Below are 719 nucleotides of genomic sequence, written 5' to 3'. Positions count from 1 at the left end.
GGGAGCAGACGGCAAAATGGACGTCGATTTGGACGTCCCAACAGCTGGCTACGCAGGCCGGCTCGAGGTTCTGGAAGGTCCAACGGGACGGCGGGTTCGCTCGGAGGCTGAGAGAGCCCGGATTGCGGCCGAGAGCCTGATGCCGGGGGTGCAGGTGGCGGCGGTCGCACGCAAGCATGGCGCGACCCGCTGGCAGGTCTACGATTGGCGGCGTCGCCTTCGTCAGGGACAACTGGCACTGCCGGAAAGCATGGCGCCGATGTTCGCGCAGTTGATGGTGGACGAAACATCGGTGCCTCAGCGGAGGATGAGGCCATCGAAATCGACGCCGGCGAAGGTGGAGATCGTGATCGACGACATGGTGATCCGAACGGCGGTTGACCTCGAGCAGCTGTCGCAGGTGATCCGAGCGGTTCGGGCCTCGCGATGATTGCACCGGGCAACGATCTGAAGATCTACGTGGCGACCCGGCCGGTTGACTTCCGGCGCGGCATGGACGGATTGGCATTGGCTGTGCAGGAGATGCTAGGCCTCGACCCGTTCTGTGGGGCAGCCTTCGTGTTCCGGGCCAAAAGGGCTGACAGGATCAAGATTTTGGTGTGGGATCGCACCGGCCTTGTGCTGGTGCACAAGCGGCTCGAGGGCTCGAAGTTCGTCTGGCCGCAGGTTCGCGACGGCGTGATGCGCATGTCGCCGGCGATGTTCGCGGCCTTGTTCGA

General features: G+C 64.1%; 2 protein-coding genes. Both read left to right on the top strand.

Annotated features, from left to right (window positions below):
• Positions 1-430, top strand: a 430-nt coding sequence (locus tag NKI85_RS37810; protein WP_352780995.1) for a transposase, incomplete at its 5' end; no start/stop codon positions are given.
• Positions 427-719: IS66 family insertion sequence element accessory protein TnpB (gene tnpB, locus NKI85_RS37805; RefSeq protein ID WP_352780993.1), on the top strand; the 293-nt coding region annotated here is incomplete at its 3' end. The genes NKI85_RS37810 and tnpB, both read left to right, overlap by 4 nt.

Origin of the sequence: Mesorhizobium sp. M0571 (assembly GCF_040320985.1) — a bacterium.
Taxonomy (GTDB): Bacteria; Pseudomonadota; Alphaproteobacteria; order Rhizobiales; family Rhizobiaceae; genus Mesorhizobium.
The sequence above is the reverse complement of the archived record's forward strand: the minus strand, read 5'-3'. Positions and strand labels throughout refer to the sequence as shown.